General features: G+C 68.8%; 17 protein-coding genes. 5 read left to right on the forward strand and 12 right to left on the reverse strand.

The features are described 5' to 3' along the window. Positions 1 to 2: 2 nt before the first annotated feature. Entirely contained in the window at positions 3 to 764 is a 762-nt protein-coding gene (locus tag ACGFH6_RS17415; RefSeq protein WP_393384746.1) for a phytanoyl-CoA dioxygenase family protein, read from the reverse strand. Between the two features lie 115 nt (positions 765 to 879). Here ACGFH6_RS17415 and ACGFH6_RS17420 point away from each other — a divergent pair, with 115 nt between their 5' ends. Together ACGFH6_RS17420 and ACGFH6_RS17425 are read left to right on the forward strand one after the other, a co-directional pair. Then, the gene (locus ACGFH6_RS17420) at positions 880 to 1,674 is read left to right on the forward strand and encodes an AraC family transcriptional regulator (RefSeq protein ID WP_393384748.1); all 795 of its coding nucleotides are present in this window, start codon (positions 880 to 882) and stop codon (positions 1,672 to 1,674) included. Positions 1,675 to 1,751: 77 nt separating this feature from the next. Then, complete coding sequence (locus ACGFH6_RS17425; RefSeq protein WP_393384749.1) at positions 1,752 to 3,563, forward strand: xylan 1,4-beta-xylosidase; 1,812 nt, start codon at positions 1,752 to 1,754, stop codon at positions 3,561 to 3,563. A gap of 21 nt (positions 3,564 to 3,584) precedes the next feature. Here ACGFH6_RS17425 and ACGFH6_RS17430 read toward each other — a convergent pair whose 3' ends face one another. From ACGFH6_RS17430 to ACGFH6_RS17450, 5 genes are all read right to left on the reverse strand, one after another. After that, complete coding sequence (locus tag ACGFH6_RS17430) at positions 3,585 to 5,435, reverse strand: ABC transporter ATP-binding protein (protein WP_393384751.1); 1,851 nt, start codon at positions 5,433 to 5,435, stop codon at positions 3,585 to 3,587. A gap of 1 nt (position 5,436) precedes the next feature. Then, positions 5,437 to 6,351 (reverse strand): ABC transporter permease, encoded by a 915-nt coding sequence (locus ACGFH6_RS17435; RefSeq protein ID WP_393384753.1) that lies wholly within the window; start codon positions 6,349 to 6,351, stop codon positions 5,437 to 5,439. Further along, positions 6,348 to 7,343, reverse strand: coding sequence for an ABC transporter permease (locus ACGFH6_RS17440; protein WP_393384755.1), 996 nt, complete (start codon positions 7,341 to 7,343; stop codon positions 6,348 to 6,350). Before ACGFH6_RS17440 ends, ACGFH6_RS17435 begins: the two co-directional genes overlap by 4 nt. Before the next feature lie 6 nt (positions 7,344 to 7,349). Continuing rightward, positions 7,350 to 9,020 (reverse strand): ABC transporter substrate-binding protein, encoded by a 1,671-nt coding sequence (locus ACGFH6_RS17445; protein ID WP_393384757.1) that lies wholly within the window; start codon positions 9,018 to 9,020, stop codon positions 7,350 to 7,352. 95 nt (positions 9,021 to 9,115) lie between these two features. Next, positions 9,116 to 10,111, reverse strand: a complete 996-nt coding sequence (locus ACGFH6_RS17450; RefSeq protein ID WP_393384758.1) for a LacI family DNA-binding transcriptional regulator — start codon at positions 10,109 to 10,111, stop codon at positions 9,116 to 9,118. 199 nt (positions 10,112 to 10,310) lie between these two features. On the opposite strand from ACGFH6_RS17450, the gene ACGFH6_RS17455 reads away from it, so the two are divergent. Both ACGFH6_RS17455 and ACGFH6_RS17460 read left to right on the forward strand, forming a co-directional pair. Next, positions 10,311 to 12,704, forward strand: coding sequence for a beta-galactosidase (locus ACGFH6_RS17455; RefSeq protein ID WP_393384843.1), 2,394 nt, complete (start codon positions 10,311 to 10,313; stop codon positions 12,702 to 12,704). A gap of 17 nt (positions 12,705 to 12,721) precedes the next feature. Beyond that, complete coding sequence (locus tag ACGFH6_RS17460) at positions 12,722 to 13,825, forward strand: Gfo/Idh/MocA family protein (protein WP_393384760.1); 1,104 nt, start codon at positions 12,722 to 12,724, stop codon at positions 13,823 to 13,825. A 30-nt stretch (positions 13,826 to 13,855) separates the two neighbouring features. On the opposite strand, the gene ACGFH6_RS17465 is transcribed toward ACGFH6_RS17460, so the two are convergent. Further along, positions 13,856 to 14,821, reverse strand: coding sequence for a zinc-binding dehydrogenase (locus ACGFH6_RS17465; protein ID WP_393384845.1), 966 nt, complete (start codon positions 14,819 to 14,821; stop codon positions 13,856 to 13,858). A 105-nt stretch (positions 14,822 to 14,926) separates the two neighbouring features. On the opposite strand from ACGFH6_RS17465, the gene ACGFH6_RS17470 reads away from it, so the two are divergent. Continuing rightward, positions 14,927 to 16,147, forward strand: coding sequence for an ROK family protein (locus tag ACGFH6_RS17470; RefSeq protein WP_393384761.1), 1,221 nt, complete (start codon positions 14,927 to 14,929; stop codon positions 16,145 to 16,147). A gap of 7 nt (positions 16,148 to 16,154) precedes the next feature. On the opposite strand, the gene ACGFH6_RS17475 is transcribed toward ACGFH6_RS17470, so the two are convergent. Genes ACGFH6_RS17475 through ACGFH6_RS17495 form a run of 5 tightly spaced genes read right to left on the reverse strand, consistent with a single transcriptional unit; the run spans position 16,155 to position 21,032 of the window. Beyond that, the gene (locus ACGFH6_RS17475) at positions 16,155 to 17,507 is read right to left on the reverse strand and encodes a GH1 family beta-glucosidase (RefSeq protein ID WP_393384763.1); all 1,353 of its coding nucleotides are present in this window, start codon (positions 17,505 to 17,507) and stop codon (positions 16,155 to 16,157) included. Continuing rightward, a complete protein-coding gene (locus tag ACGFH6_RS17480) occupies positions 17,504 to 18,451 on the reverse strand; it encodes an aldo/keto reductase (RefSeq protein WP_393384764.1) in 948 nt (315 codons plus the stop codon). The genes ACGFH6_RS17475 and ACGFH6_RS17480 overlap by 4 nt, the downstream gene beginning before the upstream one ends. Next, positions 18,448 to 19,224 (reverse strand): VOC family protein, encoded by a 777-nt coding sequence (locus ACGFH6_RS17485; protein WP_393384765.1) that lies wholly within the window; start codon positions 19,222 to 19,224, stop codon positions 18,448 to 18,450. The genes ACGFH6_RS17480 and ACGFH6_RS17485 overlap by 4 nt, the downstream gene beginning before the upstream one ends. Before the next feature lie 18 nt (positions 19,225 to 19,242). After that, a complete protein-coding gene (locus ACGFH6_RS17490) occupies positions 19,243 to 20,082 on the reverse strand; it encodes a carbohydrate ABC transporter permease (RefSeq protein ID WP_393384767.1) in 840 nt (279 codons plus the stop codon). Continuing rightward, positions 20,079 to 21,032 (reverse strand): carbohydrate ABC transporter permease, encoded by a 954-nt coding sequence (locus ACGFH6_RS17495; protein ID WP_393384769.1) that lies wholly within the window; start codon positions 21,030 to 21,032, stop codon positions 20,079 to 20,081. Before ACGFH6_RS17495 ends, ACGFH6_RS17490 begins: the two co-directional genes overlap by 4 nt. Between the last annotated feature and the right edge of the window lie 3 nt (positions 21,033 to 21,035).

The raw sequence follows: 21,035 nt of genomic DNA on the forward strand, positions 1-21,035 counted from the left end.
CGTCAGCGATCGGCGATGATGCGGCCGCCCTCGAGGAACGGGTCGAACGCCCCGTGGGCCGTCGTACCGTCCTTGGCCGGGATGACCTCCTTGGAGTACTGCGCGATGTACACGCGCCGGTTCCGGTCGGTCAGGTTCGCCCCGCTGCGGTGGATGACGACGCTGGAGAACACCACGATCGAGCCCGCCTTCGCGGTCATCGGGACGCCGGGATCCGAGCCGAAGTAGCAGACCATGTCGTTGAGTTCCGGGTCCTGGATGTGCTTGATGTACGACTTGATGCCGGACCGCGAGTACGGCAGCAGGTAGACCGAGCCGTTCTCCTCGGTGACGTCGTCGAGGGCGATCCAGCAGGTGAGGTAGGGGTCGTGGTCCTCGTGCACGTAGCCGGAGTCCTGGTGCCAGGCGAACGCCGTGTTCGGGTCGCCGGCCTTGATCACGTACTGCTCCCAGAACAGGAAGGCGTCGTCGCCCAGCGTCGCCCGGCAGATCTCGGCCATCGTGTCGCTGAACAGGAACTGCCGCAGCTCGGGCCGGTCCTGGTAGATCATGCTGCTGAAGTACCGCTTGCCCCGGTGGTTGATGCCGAGCGAGTCGGTGCCGGCTTCGTCCATGGCGGCGTCGAGCTTGTCGATCGAGTACTGCGCTCCGCCGCGCAGCAGCTCGAGTTGCTCGTCGGTGAGCACGCTGTCCAGCACGAAGTAGCCCTCGTCGCGGAACTGTGCCAGGTGCTGGGGCGTGATCAGGTCGGTCGAGGTCGTCATGCGGTCCTCCGGTCGGTCGGCTCGTTCCTGCCCTCCAAACGCTAGGGCGGCAGGGACCGGCAGAGAATGTCTTCGCGCGACCGTGGCATGAACATTTTGGCGTACCGTGGCCGGCATGGCGGAGCGGACGGTCGTCGCGATCTCCGACGGGCCGGTGACCAGGCTCGGTCAGATCGTGCTCGCGGGCGAACTGGTCGACGACGAGCCGATCATGCCGTCGACGCTGCGGGTGATGGACGCCTACGTGCTGTCGGTGCTGATCGGAGGCGAGGGCAACTATCGCGACGCGGACGGGCGGGACGAGCGGATCACGCCGGGCGCGCACACGATCGTGCCGCCCGGGTTCCCGCACACGTACGGCACCGATGCGGGGGAGCGGTGGACGGAGTTGTTCGTCGTCTTCACCGGACCGCTGTTCGACTCGCTGGCCCACCTGGCCGGCGCCGGCCCGCGGTACCCGGTGCCGCCGCCGTCGATCGAGGCGCTGCGCACCGTACTGCGCTCGCCGCCGCGGACGCGCCGGGTCGCGGAGCATCAGTTGCTGGCGCTGGCCGACTGGCTGATCGACACCGACGACACCGCGGACAGTCCCGACGTGAGCATGGAGATCGTGGACGCGATGGGCCGGCTGGCCGACGACCTCACCGCGAGCACGGACCTGGCGACGGTTGCCGCCGAGTCGGGGCTGAGCTACGACACGTTCCGGCGCCGGTTCGCGGAACAGGTCGGCCAGACGCCGGCGGCGTACCGGAGTGTGCGTCGGCTCCAGGCCGCGGCCACGCTGCTGCGGCTGACCGACCTGACCCACCGGGAGATCGCGCGGACCCTCGGTTTCTCGGACGAGTTCCACCTGTCACGCCGGTTCCGGTCCCACTTCGGTGTGTCGCCGCGCGAATACCGTCGGTCCTGAGATCCGCCTTGACACCTCGCGTGTAGTGAGATGGGGTGGTCTGAAACCGGTTTCAGACCAAACGCCCTGGAGGACTGATGAGCACCGGCACCACCGCCCGCGAGAACTGGGAGCAACGCATCGCGAGTCGTTCCGACGAGCGCGAGACCGTCCCCGTGCCGCAGTTGCCGCCGCCCGCCGGCCTGACCGTCGTCGAGGGCCTCGGACACGTGCTGCTGCGCTGGGAGCCGGTGGAAGGCGCGATCGGCTACCTCGTGCACCGTGCGCCGGCCGGTTCGCCGCACGCGGACCTGGAGCCCGTCGACCACCTCGGCGGTGACGTCCTGTCGGTCCCGGAGACGTGGTACGTCGACACCACCGGCGAGCCCGGCACCACCTACGACTACGCCGTCGCCTCGGTGCCGACCGTGACCGAGCACGGCGAGGTGAGCGAGCCGGTCACCGCCACCGCCAAGCCCGCGGACGGAAGCGTCCCAGTGATCGATCTGACCGTCGCCACGGCAGCGGACGGCACGCCGCTCGCGAAGCCCTGGCAGCCGATGATCGGCAGCGAGCGGCTGAGCCAACTGCTGTGCACCGACACCTCCGGCGGCCAGGTGATCGGGACCGAGCTGGAAGCCGCGCTGCGTCGGGTCCACGACGAGATCGGCGTCTCGACCGTGCGCGCGCACGCGATCCTGCACGACGACCTCGGCGTCTACCGGGAGGTCGACGGCGAACCGGCGTACGACTTCGGCCGGATCGACGAGGTGTACGACAAGCTGCTCGCGATCGGCCTGCGCCCGTGCGTCGAGCTCGGCTTCATGCCGCGCGACCTGGCCGGCGACCCGGACCGCACGGTCTTCGAGTACGGCGGCATCATCTCGCCGCCGAAGGACTGGGACCGCTGGTCGGACCTGATCGGCTCGCTGGTGCGGCACCTGATCGACCGGTACGGCGCGGACGAAGTACTGCACTGGGACTTCGAGGTGTGGAACGAGGCCAACCTCGAGGTCTTCTGGTCCAGCTCCCGCGACGAGTGGATGCGCCTGTACGACGTGACGGCCGCGGCGGTGAAGGCGGTCGACCCGCGGCTCGCGGTGGGCGGACCGTCCTCGGCGGCCGCCGGGTGGGTGGACGAACTGCTGGAGCACACCAGCCGGTCCGGAGCGCCGGTCGACTTCGTCACCACTCACACCTACGGCAACTCGCCGCTCGACCTGCGGCCGACGCTGGCCCGGTACGGCAGTACGGCGCGGATCCTGTGGACCGAATGGGGCGTCACCCCGACGCATTTCAACCCCGTCAACGACAGCGTCTCCTCGGCGACGTTCCTGCTGCACGGGATGCGTTCGGCGTCGGGCCGGCTGGACGCGCTGTCCTACTGGGTGGCGAGCGACCACTTCGAAGAGCTCGGCCGGCCGCCGCGCCTGCTGCACGGCGGGTTCGGGCTCATCACCGTCGGCGGGATCGCCAAGGCGCGCTACCACGCGCTGCATCTGCTGTCCCGGCTCGGCGACACCGAGCTGCCGGTCACGGCGTCCGGCGACGGCGCCGACGGCCTGGTGCAGGCGTGGGCCTCACGCCATGACGACGGCAGCCTGAGCATCCTGGTCTGGAACCACACGCTGGACCAGGGCAAGGCCAGTGGCGACTCGGCCCTCCGCCGTACCGTCCGGCTGCACGTCCAGGACGGCGGTACGGCGCGAGTCACCCGGCTGGACGCGGACCACGGCGACATCGCGACCCTTGCCGACCGGATCGGCGTACAGGACTGGCCGACGGACGAGCAGTGGGACGAACTGCGTCGCGCCGACCAACTGGTGGCCGAGCCCGTCGAACTCACCGCCGGAGTCCTCGAGCTCGACCTGCCGCAGCCGTCGGCAGTCCTGATCCAGATCACTGGCTGATCCCGTTCCCGGGCGCGTGGTTCAGGCGATCTCTCGCGCGCCCGGGCGGGGGATGGCGGCCAGCAGCTTGCGGGTGTAGGGGTCCTTGGCCTCGCCGATGACCTCGAGCGTCGGGCCGCGCTCCACCATCACGCCCTGGTTCAGCACCATCACCTCGTCGGCGAGCAGCCGGGCGCTGAGCAGGTCGTGAGTGATGTAGAGCATGGCGATGCCACGGTCGCGGACCAGCTTGTCGAGCAGCGCGATGATCTCGGCGCGGATGGACACGTCGAGCATCGAGATCGGCTCGTCGGCGACGACCACCTCGGGCTCGGGTGCCAGCGCCCGTGCGATGACCACACGCTGACGCTGCCCGCCGGACAGCTGGTGCGGCAGCTTGTCCAGGTACTGCTCCGCCGGGCTCAACCCGACTGTCTCCAGCAGCTCGGCGGCCCGTGCGCGGGCCTGGGCACCGGTCAGACCGAGGTGGTTGCGCAGCGGCCGGCTGAGTGCATACGCCACGGTCCGCGTCGGGTTGAGGGCGGAGAACGGGTCCTGGAAGACCAACTGGACATGCCGCCGGTACTTCCGCAGCGCCCCGCGTCCCAGGTGGTCGACCGACTCGTCTTTGAACCGGATCGATCCGGTGGTCGGACGCTCCACGCCGGTGAGGATGCGGGCGATCGTCGTCTTGCCCGAACCGCTCTGGCCGACCAGCGCGGTGACCTGGCCCGGTCGCAGCGCGAACGACACGTCGTCGACGGCCTGAGTGAGAGACGTGTTCAGCCCGCGCCTGGTCTTGTAGACCTTGCTGAGACCGTCCACCACGAGCACCGGCTCCGCCTCGATCCGCTCCGACAAGCCGGCGGCGAACACCTGATCTCGGCGGCGCAGCTCCGCTGCCTGCTCCAGTACGACGCGGGCGTCGCCGGACTGCTCGACGAGCAGGCACCGCACCTGGCCGAGACTCGCGGGCAGCAGTTCGGGATGCACGGTCCGGCAGGCGTCCACCGCCACCGGGCAGCGCGGCTGGAACAGGCAGCCGGCGTGTGACTGCGACAGGTCCGGCGGCCGGCCCGGGATGAACTCGACCTCGACGACGTGGTCCCGCGGGTCGGCGTACGAACCCAGCAGGCCGGCACTGTACGGGTGCAGGTGGCGCGTCACCATCTCCGCGGCCGGCTGGTCCTCGACGATCTCCCCGGCGTACATCACCATCACCCGGTCGGCCAGCTCCATCACGGTGCCGAGGTCGTGGCTGATGAACAGTACGGCGAAGCCGAGCCGTGCCTGCAGCTCGCGGAGCCGGTCGAGTATGTCGCGCTGCACCACGACATCCAGCCCGGTGGTCGGCTCGTCGAGCAGCACGAACCGCGGTTCGAGAGCCAGCGCCAGTGCGAGCGCGACCCGCTGCTTCATGCCGCCGGACAGCTCGTGCGGGAACCGGCTCAGCGCCGACCGGTCCAGCGACACCATCTCGAGCAGCTCGGTGGCGCGGGCGTCGACGTCCAGGTCGTTGCCCAGGGCATCAGAGTGGGCCTCGAACGTGTCGGCGAACTGGCGCCGCACGGTGATCACCGGGTTGAGCGAGTTCATGCTCGACTGGAAGACCGTGGACAGGTCGACCCAGCGCAGCGCCCGCAGTTCGTCCTCGGGCGTCGTCGTCACGTCCTGCCCGTCGAACCTGATCGTCCCGCCGGTGATCGCGGCCGGCCGGTCGAGCAGCCGCAGTACGGCGTTGCCGAGCGTCGACTTGCCGCACCCGGACTCGCCGAGCAGGCCGACGAACTCGCCGTCGTGGACCTCGAAACTGACCCGGTTCACCGCCCGGACGGCGGCGGAGTCGCGTGGGCTGTACGTGACGCTCAGGTCGCTGACCTCGAGCAGAGCCATGTCAGTCCTCCCTCAGGTGCGGGTTGCTCAGCGCGTCGATGCCGAAGTTCATCAGCGTGAACGAGGTGATCAGCAAGGCCAGTACGAGTCCGGGCGCCACCAGCCAGGCCCACTGGCCGGTGGTCAGTGCGCCACCGAGGCTGGCCTGGTTGAGCATGGTGCCCCAACTGACGGTCTGCGGATCGCCGAGCCCGAGGAAGGCCAGACCGGCCTCCGCGCCGATCGCGCCGAGCGCGGCGCCCATGAAGCCGACCACGATCAGCGAGATCATGTTCGGCACGATCTCGAACGCGATGATCCGGGCTGTGCTGTCGCCGGCGAACTTCGCCGCGGTGATGTAGTCCCTGGTCCGCAACGTGATGATCTGGGCGCGTTTGATCCGGGCGCCGTACGCCCAGCCGGTCACGGTGATGACGATGATGATCAGCCCGAGACCCTTCACCGGGGCGTAGCCGGCCAGCACGATCATCAGCGGCAGCACCGGTACCACCAGGCCGAGGTTGATGAAGAACGAGAGCACCTCGTCCACCACACCTCGCAGGTATCCGGCGGTGAGACCGACGGCCATCGCGATGAGCGTGCTCAGCACACCGGCCACCAGCCCGACGATGAGCGAGGTGCGAGCGCCGTACACGAGTTGGGAGAACACGTCCTCACCCCGTGCCGTGGTGCCCAGCCAGTGCGCGGCGGTCGGCCCCTCGGACGCGCCGAACTCGTCGAGCCGCGGGCCGTACGGCGCGATCACCGGAGCGAGTACGGCGATCACGACGAACGCCGCCAGCATCAGCATGCCCACCCGGCACTTCCCGTTGCGCCACAGGATCACGAACCAGCCAGGCAGCCGGCTGGACGCGTCGGCGTCCAGCGCGGTGACCCGCAGAGCCTCTGTGTCGATGGTTTCCGGAGTGGTCGTCATACGGCCTCCGCCCGTCGTACTCGCGGATCCAGGAAGCCGTACGTCACGTCGGCCAGGAAGTTCGCGGTCAGTACGCCGATCGTGGTGAACAGGAACAATGCCTGCATCAGCGGATAGTCCTTGTTCGACACCGCCTCCAGCAGCAGCCGGCCGAGCCCGGGATAGTTGAAGATCGTCTCGACCAGCACGGTTCCGCCCAGCAGGCTGCCGAGTGCGATCGCGAACCCGGTGACGTTCGGCAGGATCGCGATCCGGGCGCCGTACGTCAGCGCGATCCGCCGCCGCGGCAGTCCCTTCGCCCGGGCCAGCCGGGCATAGTCCTCGCCGAGGGTCTGGACCATGTTGTTGCGCATCCCGATGATCCAGCCGATCGGTCCGGTGATCAGCAGCGCCACCGCCGGCAGCACGCTGTGCTGGAACGCGTCGGACACGAACAGCCAGGTCCAGCTCGGACTGCTGCCACCGCCGTACCCGCCGCCGTCGGGGAACCAGTTCAGCGTGATGGCGAACACGAAGATCAGCAGTAGCGCGAGCCAGAAGAACGGCAGCGTGCCGACGAACGTCGACCCGAGCGTGATGACCGAGTCGACCCGCGAGTTCCGCCGGTACGCCGCCCACGCGCCGAGCAACGTGCCGATCGCGAACGACAGCAACTGTGTGACACCGACCAGGATCAGCGTCCACGGCAGTGCACTGCTGATCATTGCCGTCACCGTGTACGGGAAGTACGAGTACGACACCCCGAAGTGCCCGGTGCAGATGGCGCCCAGATAGTCCCAGTACTGCGACAGCAGGTTGCCGTCGGGAGTCCCGAGCAGTTTGCGGATGGCCTCGAGCTGGGCCGGGTTGACCGCCGTGGTCTCACCCTGCAGGCGGTTCAGCAACGCCTGGGCCGGATCCCCCGGCTGGAGCCGGGGGATCAGGAAGTTCAGCGTCACCGCCGCCCACAGGGTGGCCAGGAAGAACCCGGCCCGCCGGACGAAGTACAGCATCGGCGGTCAGCTCCCGGACGACGGGACGAGGTGGGTCAGCACGACCAGGCCGTTGCCGCCGTCGGCGTACGGGTTCTGCTCGTTCGGCCAGCCCTCGGCCTTCTTGGTGTCGTACTGGAACCACTTGGCGCCGTACCAGATCGGGATCATCGGGACCTGGTTCATCATGATGTCGACCAGTCCGGCGACGGCCTGCTTCTGGGTGCCCTCGTCCGGCGAGGTCTCCAGCTGGCCGAGCAGCTCGTCGGTCTTCGGGTCCTGCCAGCGGATCTCGTTGCTGTCGGCCTTCTTGCCGATCGGCGCGGTGCGGGCACTGTTCAGCGGGTCGCTGAAGTTGGCGTACATGTTGCAGCCGCCGCCGTGGACGCCGAACATCATGTCGTAGTTGCCGGTGGCCCGTTCCTGGTCGTGCGCCTCCGGCGTCGGGGTGTCCTTGGTGACGTTGAAGCCGAGCGCGGTCAGGTTCTTGATCAGGATGTCAGCGGCCGCGACCCAGTCGACGTACGAGCCGGGCACCTTGAAGCTGAAGGAGATCGGCTTGCCGTCCTTGCCGAGCCGGTGGCCCTTGGAGTCCTTGGCGTAGCCGGCGTCGGTGAGCGCCTTGTCTGCTGCGGCCGGGTCGTACTTGATGCGGCCGTCGTCGGCCAGACCCTGCGGCAGCCAGTCCTTCTGGCCCGGCACGACGAGGCCGCTCTGGCTGGCCTGGGTGACGTAGCCGAGCTGGGCCCGGTCGATGACCTGCTGGTGGTTGAACGCCGTGGTCAGGGCCTTGCGGAACGCCACATCGTTGAACGGCGTCTCGGTCAGGTTCATGTACACGCTGATCACGCCGCCCGGTGCGTACCAGTAGTGGTGGTTCTTCGGGTCGCGGTCGACGTAGGCCTTCTTGATGTCCTGGACGAACATCGCGTTGGTGTCGTACTCGCCCCGGCTGAGCTTGAGCTGCTCGACCTGGCCACCGGCGTCGGCCTTGTTGAACCGCAGTTCCTTGACCTTGATCTTGTCGGCCTGCCAGTAGTCCGGGTTCCGCTCGACGACGAGCTGGCGTGGATTGAACGACTTCAGCTTCATCGGCCCGGTGCCGACCGGGGCGGTCGCGTTCGTGAACGTCGTCGGGTCCGCGACCTTCGACCACACGTGCTCCGGCACGATCCGTACGTCACTCACCAGGGTGAATACGGAGGCGGCCGGCTTCTTGAACGACATCGTCACCTTGTTGCCGTCGGCCTTCACCGCCGACAGGTACGTCCACACGCCCCTGAGGTCGAGGGCGGTGTACTTCTTGATCATGTTGAAGGTGAAGGCGACATCAGCGGCGGTGAACGGCTTGCCGTCGTTCCACTTCACGCCGTCGCGGACCGTGTAGACGAGCGTCTGCGGGGCGGTCCACTGGTACGACGTCGCCAGCCAGGGGAGTGCCTTGCAGCTGTAGCCCTCGACGTACATCAGCGGCTCGTAGATGTAGTCGGCCGCGCTGAGCTTGGTGGTTTCGAGATACGGGTTGTAGTTGGGCTTCGGTGCGGCGCCGCCGCCGAAGTCGCCGTAGTTGAGGAAGTCGACCATCCCGTCGCCGGAACTGGCCGTGGTCTGGCCTTCGGTACCGGTACAGCCGGCGAGTAGCAGGCTGACGCCTGCCACTGCGGCGATGAGGGTCTTCAGCCGTGCTCGTCTCGTCATCGGGAGTCCTCCTCAGGGTGTGTCCGGCCGCGGCCGGACGTTGGCGGTTTCCCCCCATCGATCCCCGTACCTTCGATCCCCTCAGCTCGGCAGGATCAGGGCACACCCCCGCAGCCGCACGAGCTGCGCAGCACCAGCTCGGTCGGTAGCACGATGTCGCCGGCCGGCTGGTCGAGCGGGTCGGCCAGCAGCCGGGCCGTGGTCGCGGCCAGTTCGCGGATCGGCTGCCGGATCGTCGTCAGCGCGGGCCGCACCAGGGCGGCCATCGGCATGTCGTCGAAGCCGGTGATCGCGACGTCCTGCGGCACCCGCAGCCCGCGGCCGAGCGCGCTGAGCAGGAGTCCGAGCGCCGTTTCGTCGTTCGCGCAGACGACCGCATCGGGCCGGTCGTCGCGATCGAGCAACTGCTCCGCGGCGATCGCGCCGTCGGACTGCTGCAGTCCGACCCGGATCGGCTCGGCCGGCGGTTTGCGGCGGGCCGTCTTGTGCGCGGCGAGGAACGCCTGCCAGCGGGCTGTCACGTCGGGGGAACCGTCGGGCGTGCCGACGAAGGCCAACCGGCGATAGCCGTGGTCGACCAGCAGGTGCCGCGTGAGGTCCTTCACTGTGTCGTTGGCGGCGCTGACCGAGGCCTGCGCCGGACCGGCCTCGCTGGCCATCACCACGACACGGATCTGCTCGGCCACCTTGGCGATCGTGTCGGTCGACACTGTCCCGCCATGGATGGCCATGCCGTCCACCCGGTCGGCCAGGTCGAGCACGGTGGCGTCGGTGTCGGCGCGCGAATGCGACGCCAGCACCAGCACGCTGTCGCCCGTCTCCAGCGCCTCGGCCTCGAAGCCTTGGATGAGCTCGGAGAAGTACGGCCCGGACAGGCCCGGAAACACCAGGCCCAACGCGCCGTGCCGGCGCTCGGCCAGCGCACGCCCGAAGTGGCTGGGTTTGTACCCGTGCTCCTCGATCACCCGCAGGACCCGGTCACGGACCTCGGGGGAGACCGGGGTCGTGCCCCTCGAGACGCGCGACACGGTCGCGGGGGAGACGCCCGCGATCTCGGCGACCCGGCGGAGCGTGACACGGCTGTTGCCCATCGGCTGAACTCCCGTTACGGTTGAAACCGGTTTCATGAGACCGGTTTCACGACCATAACCACGACCGCGCCCAGAGGCAACAGGTCGGCGCGGCGACCCGGAACGATCCAGACCCGGCGAGGACGTGACTGTGACGACATCTGCCCGATCCCTATCGATACTGCCCCGATCGATACGCCTGGAACGGCGCCGCATCCTGGTGGACGGCGTACCGCGGATCTTGATGGCAGGGGAGGTGCACTACTTCCGGCTGCACCGCGAGGACTGGGCCGACCGGCTCGACAAACTCGCCGCCGCAGGCTGCGACGCGGTGGCCAGCTACATGCCGTGGATCGTGCATGAGACCGCGTCCGGCGAGGTCGACCTGACCGGCGCCACCAGTGAGTACCGCGACCTGATCGGATTCCTCGAACTGGCCGCCGAGCGTGACCTGCTGGTGATCGCCCGGCCGGGCCCGTTCGTGATGGCCGAGTTGAAGAACGAAGGCGTGCCGTTCCGGATCTACCGCGACCACCCGGACGCCGTACCACTGGGATGGGACGGCAAGCCGGCCAGTACTGCGACCCTGGACTACCTCGAGCCCGGGTACCTCGCCGAGGCCGAGCGGTGGTACGCCGCGATTATGCCGGTACTCGCGGAACGCCTTGTCAGCAAGGGCGGACCGGTCGCGGCGGTCCAGCTGGACAACGAGGTCGGCATGCTCTCGTGGGTCACGAACACGCCGGAGTTGACCGACCGTACGCTGGCAGACCTTGCCACCTGGGCCGAGCGGACCTGGGGTCGTGAGGGCAGCGTTGATCGGTACGGCGCCGACCCGGGCGACACCGATCGTTGGGCGGAGTGGTGGCGCGCCGGCGGCACCGGCGGTGGCACGGAGAGCCAGCAACTCGCGCTGCACCACGACCTCGGTGCGCATCATCGCGACCGCTATGCGCGGTACCTGTTGCGGCTGCGCGACGTCGCCCTGCAGCACGGCGTCGACGGCGTACCGTTCATGGTCAATCTCCACGGCACGTACGCCGGACGCGGCCGGCACTTCCCGATCGGCATCAGCCAGCTCTCGAAGGCGTATGCCGGAGTGCCGCAGACGACCTCGGGATCCGATCACTACATGGGCGAACTGACCGTCGAGAAGGTGCCGGACCTGTATGTCATGAATGCCTTCATGGCCGCGGTCCACGACGCCGACCAGCCGATCACGTCGCTCGAGTTCGAGGCCGGGACGGGCGACTACGGCGAGGACCTGAGCTCGCTGACCAGCCCGGAGACCGCCGAGCTGAAGACGCGGCTGTGTGTTGCCCAGGGCAACCGGTTGATCAACTACTACCTCTTCGCCGGCGGGCACAACCCACCGCTGGACGAACCGGTTGGCGACGGCAACGACCGGATCGCGTTCACCGGCGAGCGGCACGGCTTCGCGGCCCCGGTCGACCCGGAGGGCCGGCTGAGCCAGACCTACGCAGGTACGGCGAGCGCGGTGCGGGCGGTCCATGGTGCCGAGCACCTGCTGGCCGACATGGACGAGGAGTACGACGACGTCGTGCTCGGCTACGTGCCGGACCACTACCTGACCGAGTACCACCACCCGGACTCCGCCGTACGCCGTGACCAGGTCGGCGAACTGGAGCGCTACCGAGGGATGGGGCCGCGCGACATCCTCGCCCGCGCCCTGCTGCTCGGCGGCTACTCCTTCGGCGCGGTCGACCTGTCCGGTACGCCGACCTCGGCCGGGGCCGATCTGGATCCGGCCGGGCCGGTGGTCGCGCTGGCGACGCCGCCGGTACTGAGTCGCGCGATCCAGGAGCGTCTGGCCGCATACGTCCGGGCCGGTGGCAGGCTGCTGCTGCACGGCCGGGTCCCGGTCACCGACGACGACGGTACGCCGTGCACGGTGCTGGCCGACGAGCTCGGTGTGAAGGTCGACGGCACCATTCAGGGCTCCCCGCACCTGTTCCCGTCGGTGCGTGCGATCGCCTGGGCCGGCGACCAGCCGGAGGTCCGGGTCGGAATGATGGAGCACCTGGTTGCGCCGGACGCAGAGCCGCTGGCCGTCGATGTCGCGACCGGTGCGCCGGTCGCGGTGGCGCTCGCCGGTGGACGGGTCGTGGTGATGGCCTGCGACTATCCGTCCCACCTGGACTTCTGGCGGCTGGTGTGGGAGCGGATCGGCGTCCGCCGCCGGATCATTGCTGAGGGCAACACTCCTGGTCTGGTGACGACGAGCACGGCTGATGCCACCGGTCAGCGGCTGGTGCATCTGATCAACGTCGCGCCGGTGCCTCAGACGTTCACGCTGACTGTTGACGACGTACCCCTCGAGCTCCAGCTCGGCGCTCGCGAAGGGCTGATCCTGCCGGTCGGCGTGCGGCTCGACGACGCGGTACTGCGCTGGTCCACCGCCGAGCTGGACGGGCCCGGCGACGGGTCGACCGTGGTGCTGCGGCGTCCGGCCGGCCCGGGCCGCGCGCTGATCGAGACCACTCGGAATGTCTCTGTCGACGGCGATGCCGCCGTGAGCCGGACCGCGGAGGGCTGGCTCATCACCTGGCCCGCCGGCCCGGCCGGCGACCGCCTGACCTTGCGCCTCTCCTAGGGAAGGAACCCGCCACGATGACTTTGTCCATCGGTGTGCTCGGACTCGGAAGTGTGTTCTCCGGCCCGTACGCCTCCTTGATCACCAAGCTCGAGCAGGAAGGGCGCGTGCGGCTGACCGCGGGCTACGACCCCGATCCGGACAAGCGGTCCGTGGCCGCGGACCGGTTCGGGATCGATACGTCGGCCGACCGGCCGGAGGACCTGATCGGCCGCGACGACCTCGACATCGTGCTGGTCCTCACCAGCATGAACCAGCACGGCTCACTGGCGCGTGCGGCCCTCGAGGCCGGCAAGCATGTGCTCGTCGAGAAGCCGATGTCCACATCGCTGGAGGACGCTCGGGCGCTGCTCGAGGCCGCCGCCGTCGCACCGGGGCAGCTCGTGTGTGCTCCGCACATCGTGCTGTCGCCGACGTACCGGGAGATGCACCGGCGGGTCCGCGACGGCGAGATCGGCGACCTCCACCTGGCCCGGGCCCGGTACGGCTGGTCAGGCCCGTGGTGGGGCCGGTGGTTCTACGAGGCCGGCGGCGGTGCTCTGTTCGACCTCGGCGTGTACAACCTGACGAGTCTGTGCGGGTTCTTCGGCCCGGTCCGGCGAGTCACCGCCATGGTCGGCACCGCCATACCGAAGCGCGAGATCAACGGCGAGCTCGTGACGGTCCGCGCCGACGACAACGCGCAGATCACGCTCGACTTCGGCAACGCCCGCTTCGCCACGATCACGACCGGGTTCACCATGCAGCAGTACCGGTCGCCGGCGATCGAGCTGTACGGCGCCAACGGCGTACTGCAGCTGCTCGGCGACGACTGGGCGCCGAACGGGTTCGAGCAGTGGTCGAACGACCGTGGATCCTGGGAGGTGTTCGGCGAACGCGACCCGAACTGGCCCTGGACCGACGGCCTGCGGCATCTCGTCGAGAACGTCGAGAACAGTACGCCGACCGTCACCCGGCCCGAGCACGCCTACCACGCACTCGAGGTGATGCTCGCCGCCAAGCGCTCCGCCGAGGAGGGCCGGGTGATCGACGTGACGAGCCCCTTCCCGGACCTCGACTACGACACCCCCACCCGCCCTGCCGGCGACGCCCACGCCAACCACGACCCCCGCACCGGCTGAGGCGCTGCCCCCGAGCGCCTCAGCCGGTGCTCAGGGGATCAGCACGACCTTGCCGGTCGTCGACCGGGACTCGAGAGCGCGGTGTGCCGCGGCGGCCTCGGACAACGGGAACGTAGTCGTGAGCGCTTCCCAGCGTCCGGAGAAGGTCTCCTCCAACGCCGCTTTCTCGAGCTCCCGGAGCCGGGGTGTCAGCTTCGGCCCGATCGCCCAGGTGGCGGTCAGCCCGCGGTTCATCAGATCCTCGGTGGTGAGCCGGATCGGCCCGCCTCCGGACCACCCGAACATCAGCACCCGCCCGCCGACCCCGAGCAACTCGAAGGCCCGCTGGCCGCTATCACCGCCGACCCCGTCGAGCAGCACCGTCACGGCGCGGTCGCCGAGATCCGACCGGAGCACACTCACCCAGTCCGGATCGCGGTAGTCGACCGCGTAATGCGCCCCGAGGTCCCGGACCAGCCGCACCTTGGCCGGCCCACCCGCCAGGCCGATCACAGTCGCCCCGACGTTGCGGGCAGCCTGGACCACGTAGCTCCCAATCCCACCGGCGGCCGCAGTCACCAGTACGACGTCGTCCGCGGTCAACTGCGCCTGTGCGAGGATCCCGGCCGTCGTCCGCCCGGTCCCGATCGCGGCGACGGCCTGTACGCCGTCCACGTGGTCGGGGAGCTCGTACAGAGACTCCACCTTGGCCACCGCGAGTTCGGCGTACCCACCGGGGACCATGCCGAGGTGCACCACGACCCGCTTGCCGATCCACCCGGCGTCGACCTCGGACCCGACCGCCTCGACCCGGCCGGCGACCTCACGGCCGGGGATCGTGGGTAGCTCGGGCAGTGGGATCGGGCCACCGCCGGCCGCGCCGGACCGGAGCATCGTGTCGACCAGGTGGACACCGGCGGCTTCCACCCGGATCAGGACCGTCCCTGGGCCTGGAGTCGGGTCCGGTGCCTCCTCGTAGCGCAGGTTCTCCGGCGGGCCGAACTCGTGCAGCGTCATCGTCTTCACAACTACCAGAACCTAGAACCTCAACGAGTGTTGAGGTCAACCTGTCCCACTTTCTTACGTTGTGTATTAAAGTGCGCGGTAAGGGAGGGGTGTCACGTGGCGAAGATTCTGAAGGGCGCGACCGCGCAGGAGACGCACAGCGCGATCCTGGACCTGATCCGCTCCAGTGGCACTGTCACCCGCGTCGACCTGGCCGAACGGTCCGGCCTGACCGGCGCGTCCATCTCCCGGGTGGTCAAGCAGCTGCTCGCCGACGGCCTGATCATCGAGACCGGCCTCGGCGATCCGACCGGCGGCAAACGCGCCACCCTGCTGCAGTTCAACCCCCGCGCCCGGCACGCCGTGGGCATCTCGATCGACACGCCCAGTACGACGTACGTCATCACCGACATGAGTGGGCGGGTGATCGAGCAGGTGTCGTCGCGGGGCATCGGCCGCGACGCGCCCGCGACCGCGGTCAAGCGGATCACCGCCGAGCTCGAGGACCTGATCGTCAAGGCGGACGTCGAGCCGTCCTCGCTGATCGGCGTCGGCGTCGCGCTGGCCGGGCGGCAAGGCGGGGGAGGGCTGCGGCTGCTGCGCACCGACCCGGAGAAGTACGCCTGGGAGCCGTTCGCCGTTCGCGACACGTTGATGGAGACGATCGACCACCCGATCGTGGTGGAGAACGACTCGACCTGCGCCGCCATCGGCGAGTTCTGGGCCGGCCGCATCCCGTCGGCGAACGACTTCGCCACCGTCTACATGGCGGCAGGCTTCGGCCTCGGCCTGGTCACCAACGGCGACGTGTACCGCGGGTCCTCGTCGAACGTCGGCGAGATCGGCCACATGGTCCTGGACGTGAACGGACCCGAGTGCTGGTGCGGCGGCATCGGCTGCCTCGAGAGTCTGGCGGCGCCGGCCGCGGTCGTGAAGCGTGCCGAGCAGGACCCGTCGCTCGCGACCGAGCTCGGGCTCCGCGGCCGGCGGACGTCGGTCCGCTCGGACTTCGCCAAGATCGCGCGGCTCGCCGCCGCCGGCGATCCGCGGTGCACCGAGCTGATCGAGGAGTCGGCGACCTACCTGGCCAAGGCGCTGCTGTCGATCACGAATCTGCTCGACCTCGACCAGATCATCCTGGCCGGCCCGGGCTTCAGCGAGGCGGGTGACATCTACGTCCGGATCACGACGACGGAGATCAACCGCCTGTCGTTCGTCCGCGCGATGCACCCGACCCGCGTCGAGCAGTCCAAACTCGGCCCGAGCGCCGCCGCCCTCGGCGCGGCGTCACTCGTCCTCCACAGCCAACTGACCCCCCACCAGAAGTCCGGCCGCTGATCACCAGCTAGCTGGTGAGGAACTCCTTCAGCCAGCGGCCGCTCTTCTTCACGGTCCGCTGCTGGGTCGCGTAGTCGACGTACACGATCCCGAAGCGGCGGCTGAAGCCCCAGGCCCACTCGAAGTTGTCCATCAGCGACCAGGCGAAGTACCCCTTGAGCGGGAAGCCCTCCGAGACCAGGTCCCGGCAGACCGCGATGTGCTGCTCCAGGTACTCCTGCCGCTCGTCGTCCTCGACGGTCCCGTCCGCGGTGAGCTCGTCGAGGTACGCCGCTCCGTTCTCGGTCACGTACAGCGGGAGCTCGGGCGCGAGCTTGTTGATCGTGACCAGGATGTCGCGCAGCCCGGTCGCCTGGATCGGCCAGCCCATCTGTGTGCGCGGCAGACCGGTGTCGACGGCAACGACGTTCTCGCTGCCCGGCTGCGTGCTCGGCTGACCGGGGGAGGAGATCGGGCCTTCGGGCGCGGCCACCGTGGTCGGGCAGTAGTAGTTCACGCCGATGAAGTCCAGCGGCGCACCGATCAGCGGCAGGTCGGCTTCCTGCTCCGCGAACCAGTCGGTCAGCCCGGTGTCCTCGAGGACGTCGGCCGGGTACTTCGCGGCCAGCAACGGATCCAGGAACATCCGGTTCCGCAGTCCGTCGATCCGGCGCGCCGCGTCCAGGTCCGCGGCCGAGTCCGAGGCGGCGTGGATCGGTGCCGGGTTGAGCGCGATGCCGTACGTGCCCTCGTCCGACCGGATCGCGTCGAGCGCCAGCCCGTGCCCGAGCAGCAAGTGATGCACCGCCTTGAGTGCGTCGGTGCCCTCGGTCCGGCCCGGCGCGTGCTCGCCGTTCCCGTAGCCGAGGAACGCCGAGCACCATGGCTCGTTCAGCGTCATCCAGTGCTTGATCACGTCCGACAGCCCGGCGTGCGTGATCGCCGAGTAGTCGCGGAAGCGCTCGGCGGTGTCCCGCACGAGCCAGCCGCCGGCGTCCTCGAGCGGCTGCGGCAGGTCCCAGTGATACAGCGTCGCGTACGGCGTGACGCCGTTCTCCAGGCATGCCTCGGCCAGTCGGCGGTAGAACGCCAGGCCGTCGGGATTGGTGACGCCGGAGCCGGCCGGGATGATCCGCGACCAGGCGATCGAGAACCGGTACGCCGTCAGACCGAGGTCGGCGAGCAGCCGGATGTCCTCGGCGAACAGGCGGTAGTGGTCGTCGGCGACGTCGCCGGTGGTGCCGTCGGCGATGCGGCCGGGCGTGTGCGCGAAGGTGTCCCAGATGCTCGGGCCGCGTCCGTCCGTGGCGACCGCGCCCTCGACCTGGTACGACGCTGTCGCCGCGCCCCAGGCGAAGCCGGGTGGGAAGCCGTTGGTCACGTTGTCTCCTTTGGGCCTTCGAGCCAGTACTGCGGGTTGGGTAGCAGGGTACCTAACCGGTTAAGTAGCTCATCGGGCAGGTCGGTTGCGAGCGCGGCGGCCAGCGCGTCGACCCGGGCCGGCTTGGTGATGCCGACCACGGTCCCGGAGATGTCCGGGTTGTCCACCGAGTGTCGCAGTGCCGCGGTGGCGAGGTCGGTGCCGTACTCCCGGCACGCCTTGTCCATCGCCGCGACAGCGTCGAGTACGGCCGCCGGCGCATCGCGGTAGCCGTACTTCGTGGCGCCCTCCGGGTTGGCGAGGATGCCGCCGCCGTAGACGGCCGCGTTGATCACCGCGATGCCCTCGCCGAGTGCCCGCCGGAACAGGTCACCGGCCGAGTGGTCGACGAGGCTCCAGCGGTTGTGCACGAGCAGCACCTCGAATCCGCCGAGGTCGAGGTAGCGCCCGAGCTCGGTCGTGTTGCCGCCGGCCAGCCCGACGTGCCCGATCTCGCCGTCCGCCTTGAGCTGCATCAACGTGTCGACGGCCTCACGCATCGAGTCGAAGTCGTGGAACTCCGGGTCGTGCAGGTGGACGAGCGGCAGGGCGTCGAGGCCGAGCCGCTCCCTGCTCTCGGCGACACTCGCCCGGACTCGCGCACCGGAGTAGTCTTTGCCCCGGGCATCGACCTTGGTCGCGACCAGGAACCCTTCGGGCAGGCCGCCATACTCCTTGATGGCCTGACCGATCCGCAGTTCGCTCTCGCCGTCGCTGTACCCGTTCGAGGTGTCGATCCAGGTGAGCGGGCCCTCGAAGACACGGAGTACGAGGTCGACGGCCTCCTGCCGGGTCACGTCGTACCCGAACACCTCGGGCATGCCCCCGATCCCACTGCCGCCGGCACAGACGGCGGAGACGGTCAGGCCGGTGGATCCGAGCGGCCGCAGCCAGTTCTCTTTCATACCTCGGAGCCTACGGCGAACGCGAACCCGTCGCGATCGATGTAGACCTTGGTTCCATCGGGAGCGGTGTCCGCGGGAAGGTCCGGCGGGTCGCCTGCGAGCTCGGCGTACGCGAACCCGGCCACGTCGAGCTGCGGCGCCCGGGAGCTCGTCTCGACCTCGTAGGTGAAGACCTCGATGACCGTGTCGCCGCCCTTCAGGTAGCCGATGTGGAAGCCGCGCTTGTCGTGCGGCTGCTCGATCGTGCCGATGAAGGAGAAGCCGTAGTTGTCACGGTAGAACTCACTGGTCTTGTCCCGGTCGTCGATGGTGACCGCGACGTGGTCGAACCGGGGGCGCCGCGGTACGCCGAGCGCCCGCTCCTGCGCCACCCCGTCGGCGTCGAGGACAGCGGCGTACTGCAGGTCGCCCTGGATCATCTCCAGCAGCGTGCCGTCGGGGTCGTAGAAGAAGCAGATCCGCACGTTGCCCTCGGCATCGAGCGGGTCGAGCTTGAACTCGACCCCGGCGGCCTTGAGTACGCCGGCCCGCTCGTCCAGCCGGTCGACCTTGAAGCCGATGTGCCGGAAGCCCTTCTGCAGATCGTCCGGCGACCACGTGGTCTGATCCCGGCCGTTGCCCACGGCCCGCAGTTCGATCGTCGCGGTGACCGCGTCCAGGACGGCGCGCTCCGCGGTCGGCTCGCCCAGCACCGGCAGCTCCAGGAACTTCGTGTAGTACTCGACCGAGCGCTGGACGTCCGTGCAGTTGACCACGAGGTTCTTGATCGGCATAAGGCCTCTTTCTGTGCGCTAGTTCTTGACGGCGCCGAGCATCATCCCGGCGACGAACTGCCGCTGCATCCGGACGTACACGACGATGACCGGTACGACGGACAGGGTGAGGCCGGCGGTGAGGGCCGGCCAGTTGGTGGAGTACTGGCCCATCAGGGTGAACAGCACCGGCTGCAGGGGGAGCGAGTCGGTGTTGCGCAGCACCGTGTTGGCGATCAGGAACTCGTTCCAGGTGGACAGGAACTGGAAGATCACCACGGTCGCGATGCCAGGCCGGGTGAGCGGCAGGATGACGCGGCGGAAGATGGTGAACTCGCTGCCGCCGTCCACCCGGGCAGCCTCGATCAGTTCGTCCGGCAAGGTCTGGAAGAACGCCCGCATCAGGAACATCGCGAACGGTGCCGAGCCGGAGATGTAGAGCACCAGCAACCCGACCTGGCTGTCCAGCAGACCGAGCGACTTGAGCTCCAGGTAGAGCGGGATGATCAGCGCCGTCGACGGCATCATCAGTGTGGTCAGCAACAGCACGAACAGCGTGTTGCGGAACGGGAACTCGAGCTTGGCGAACGCGTAGCCGCTGAGCGTCGCGAAGACGAGCACGCCGATCACGGTGACCGAGGTGATCCAGACGCTGTTCCAGAAATGCAGCGGGAACTCGATCGAGGTCCACGCCTCCTTGTACGCCGAACCCGTGAACGACCGCGGGATGATCGGCCCGTTGAAGATCGTGTTCTGGTCCCGCAGTGAGGTGAGCAGCATCCACACGAACGGGAACGCCATCAGCACACAGAACGGCAGCAGGACGAAGCTGGCGAACGACTTGCCGACCCAGGGCCGGCGCGCGTTGGAGGCGCTCATCGGTCTGCCCTCCGCGTCAGCCAGAGCTGTGCGATGACGGCCAACGTGCACAGCACCATCGTCACGACGCTGAACGCACTCGCGTAGCCGAGCTGCGGGATCGAGCCCGAGGTGGACCCGAACGCGAGCGAGTACAGATAGGTGCCGAGCACCTCACTGGCGTGGTTGGGCCCGCCGCCGGTCATGACGAAGATCACGTCGAACGCCTTGAAGCCGTTCAGCAGGCCGAGGCTGACGATCAGGCCGGTGACGACCCGCAGACTCGGGATGGTGATGTGGCGGAACTGCTGGACGGTGTTGGCTCCGTCCATGGCCGCCGCTTCGTACAGGTTCGGGTCGATGCTCTGCAGACCGGCGTAGTAGATCAGCATGTTGAAGCCGATGCCGCCCCAGACCGTCACCACGATGATCGCCGGGAGCACGGTCTTCTGATCGGCCAGCCAGGCGTGCTGCAGGCTGTCCAGGCCGATGGCCCCGAGCAACCGGTTGAGCGTGCCGATGTTCGGGTCGTAGATCAGCCGCCACAGCACCGCCGACACCACGAACGAGACGATGCCGGGGATGAACAGGATCGTCCGGACCAGCACACCGACCTTCGACCAGACCGCGTTGACCAGTACGGCCGTGACGAGGCCGAGGAAGGTCAGCAGCACGGTGGTGACGCCGGTCAGCACCAGCGTGATGATCATCGCCCGGCGCGCGATCGGGTCCGACAGCATCCGGCTGTAGTTGTCGAAGTTCACGAACCGCGGCGTACCGAAGCCTCCCCAGGAGGTGAGGCTCAGGTACGCCGTGTAGAGGATCGGCCAGAGCACGAAGCCCAGGAACAGCACGAAGGTCGGCCCGATGAAGACGTACCCCGCGACCCGCTGCGACTTGCGGAGCGGAGAACCGAACTTGTGCGTGGTGACCGTCGCGGTCCGGCTCGCCTTGTAGGTTGCCGTCGCCATCCG

This window comes from Kribbella sp. NPDC049227, from assembly GCF_043197265.1.
Lineage (GTDB): Bacteria > Actinomycetota > Actinomycetes > Propionibacteriales > Kribbellaceae > Kribbella.